The sequence below is a fragment of the Algibacter sp. genome (assembly GCF_049667265.1).
Taxonomy (GTDB): domain Bacteria; phylum Bacteroidota; class Bacteroidia; order Flavobacteriales; family Flavobacteriaceae; genus Algibacter_B.
Window position 1 is genome coordinate 1 of sequence record NZ_JBATHX010000337.1, and the last position, 3,486, is coordinate 3,486.

Genomic DNA, 3,486 nt, shown 5'->3' on the forward strand with positions numbered 1-3,486 from the left:
AGATTCATTACGTTCGGAAACGTTTATTGCGATTAATAACGAAATTAAAGATCCGTCGTTTGTTGCCAAAACATTAGTAAATAATATTGCTGCCGATGAGTATACAGAAATCCATCGCGTTGAACATTTAACGGAAATTTTTCAGCTTTTTAAGGATGAAAAAATCACATCGGTATTAGTTCAAAATGCGATAACGTCTTATTTAAAAGATAGAGACTTCAACTATAACAAGTATTTTGAAGATAACACCATTTCACAGTCTCAAATTAAAGCTGCTATTGTTAAAGTGATTGCAGAAAATGAAGCCATCGCTATCGATATTCAATCTGGAAACCAAGGTAAAGCTGGTATTCTAGTTGGAAAAGTCATTGCCATTATTGGAAAAGGCGCTTCAGGAAAAGTAATCAGAGAAGGGATTCTTGATGCACTTTCTGGGAAAATTGACGGAGGACAAAAGACCGAAGACGGAAAACCAACGGCTAAGAGCCAACAGCCAATAGCTAATAAAGTTAAAGAGGAGGAAGTCCTTCCGGAAATCCCAATCATCATAAAGGACACCTACAGAACCCACGTCATTTCAGATATTTCAGATGACAGCATCAACGAAATCGTCACGTTTTCAGGATGGGTGTCTAGTGTGCGCGATCATGGCGAATTAATTTTTATCGATTTACGCGATTCTAGTACACAAGTATTCCAAGTGCGACTAAGTAGAGAATCGTTTGCTAATTTAGATGAGTTAGTAAAACTGAAACCAGAATCGGTAATTACGGTTTCTGGAACGATTATGCAACGTAAAGAAGATGATTATAACGCCGCTTTAAGAACCGGTAAAATCGAATTAGAAGCCAAAGATTTAGAAATCCTAAACCTGTCTAAAACCTTACCTTTTGAAATAAAACGAGCGACAAAAACCAATGAAAATGTTCGTTTCCAATACAAATATTTAGACCACAGAAATGATGATGTGCGTCGTGTGATTGTAAATCGCCACAAAGTCATCAAAATGATGCGTGATATTTTAGACGAGCAAGAATTCCTTGAAATTGAAACCCCAATTTTAAGTGCAGGAACCGATGAAGGCGCTCGCGAATTTATCGTACCCACACGTAAGCAAGCCGGTTTGTTCTATACCTTACCACAAGCACCTCAGCAATTCAAGCAAATGTTGATGGTTTCTGGTTATGAAAAGTATTTCCAAATAGCACGTTGTTTTAGAGATGAAGATTCTCGTGGCGATCGTCAACCAGAATTTACGCAATTGGATCTTGAAATGGCCTATGCAAGCATGCAACAAATTATCGATTTGAACACAAAAATGTTCAATGGTATTGTTGAAAAAATATATGGCAAAAAATGGATTTTATGTCCGTTTGAAGTCATTACTTATAAAGAAGCGATGGACAGTTATGGTTGTGATAGACCAGATTTACGATTTGGCTTAAAACTACAAGATATTACGGACATTGTAAAGGATACTACTTTCCAAGTTTTCAGCAAACCTATTGAAGAAGGCGGTATTGTAAAATGTATTAAAGTATCAGCCGAAGAGCAAGGTAACAAACGAATCTCTAAGGGACAGATTGAAAAACTAACCGCCATAGCACAACAACATGGTTTAGGTGGTTTAGCCTATATTATTGTAAATGAAAATGATTTACAATCGCCAATTATTAAGTTTTTAGGTGAAGATATTGCTGCAGGAATCATCAAAACAACCAATGCGCAAGTTGGCGATATTGTATTCTTTTCGGCAGCAGATTATGCGACTGCTAATAAAGCTTTAGATGCTGTTCGTCAAGAATTAGGTAGTATGTTACGCTTAATAAACCCGAAGGAATTAAGACCTGCATGGGTTATTGATTTCCCTATGTTTGAAAAAACCGAGGAAGGTCGTTGGACGTTTACACATAACCCATTCTCTATGCCAGCTATTTATGACCTTGATAAGCACATGAATGGTAAAGAAGAAGAGATTGGAAGCATTATCGCGCAACAATACGATTTAATCTTGAATGGCTACGAAATTGGTGGTGGTTCCGTCCGTGCACATAAACCTGAAATTTTAGAAGCCACTTACAAAAACATGGGTTACAATAAAGAAGAAATGATGAAGAGCGTTGGCACCATGTATAAAGCGTTCCATTATGGCGCACCACCACACGGCGGTATTGCTTGGGGTGTAGATAGATTGATGATGATTTTAGAGAAAAAAGCCTCTATTAGAGAAGTGATGGCGTTCCCAAAAACAGGAACTAGTGAAGATTTACTGTTTGGCGCTCCTTCACTCCTATCTGATAAAAAGGTAGAAGAAATGAATGTGAGAATTTTAAGGAAATAATATTTATCTTGTCATTATGAAATCTATATATCTTTTTTTACTAGTAAGTTTTAGCACTTTTGCACAGACTTGGCAGGCTTCTCCTAACATTGTAACAAATACCGATGGAACGCGTTTTGACGATGTATTTTTTTTGAATGATAATTTAGGTTGGGCAGCAAACGGACAACATGGGGCTATTTTTAAAACCACCGATGGCGGTTTAAATTGGACAGAACAACTAAATCATTCTGAGTTACCAGGCAATAATTATTATTTTAGAAATGTTGAATTTCTGAATGAAAACATTGGCTTTGTAGGTACATTAAATGGTGCTTTTTATAAAACAACTGATGGTGGCGATAATTGGTCTGCCGTTTCAATTAGCCCAAACCCGAACGCGATTTGTGGCATAAATACCGTAGGAACTTCTACAGTTTATGGCTGTGGCGCTTATTTTCAACCTGCGCATATTATAAAATCAATTGATAGTGGTTTAACATGGACGCACACCGACATGTCAGCCTACGCTAATGCCTTAGTTGAAATAAAATTTTTAGATGAACTTAACGGGTTTGCAGCCGGCAGAAATAATACTGGTGCGGTTGTTTTAAAAACGACTGATGGGGGCGTAACATGGACAAATATTTACCAAGCGAATATTCCAGGAGAATATGTTTGGAAACTTCAAATACTTGATGGAAATCCAGATGCGATGTTTGGAGCGCTATATGCGTCTAACCCAAACCCTGGTAAATTAATAAAATCTTTAGATGGTGGCGATACTTGGACAAGCTATAACGCTCCTGAAAGTGGTGTTGAAGCCGTAGGTTTTGTTTCGGAAACAAAAGGCTGGATGGGTGGACACACCACAGGTTTTCATGAAACTAATGATGGCGGTGCTACTTGGACAAACCTTAGCATAGGTGGTAATTTAAATCGTATTTTTATTATAAACAACTCGCTTGCTTATGCAGCCGGAGCGACCGTTTATAAATACACAACCCAAACTTTAAACACCAGCAATTCTGAAATTTACAGGAAAGATTTGGATATTTCTTTCTCTAAAAATCCTGTTGAGAGCACTTTAGAATTTACTATAAACTATCATGTAACCGACAACATTTTAATTGAGCTATATAGTATTAATGGCGCATTTATTAAAC

At 37.2% G+C, this 3,486-nt stretch carries 2 protein-coding genes; both read left to right on the plus strand.

Features of this window, described 5'->3' with window-relative positions; translation table 11 throughout:
• The coding region (gene aspS, locus WBN21_RS11945; protein WP_424200574.1) for an aspartate--tRNA ligase at positions 1 to 2,341 on the plus strand (2,341 nt) is incomplete at its 5' end.
• A gap of 16 nt (positions 2,342 to 2,357) precedes the next feature.
• Positions 2,358 to 3,486 (plus strand): WD40/YVTN/BNR-like repeat-containing protein (locus WBN21_RS11950; protein ID WP_424200576.1); only part of this gene is annotated, 1,129 nt, incomplete at its 3' end.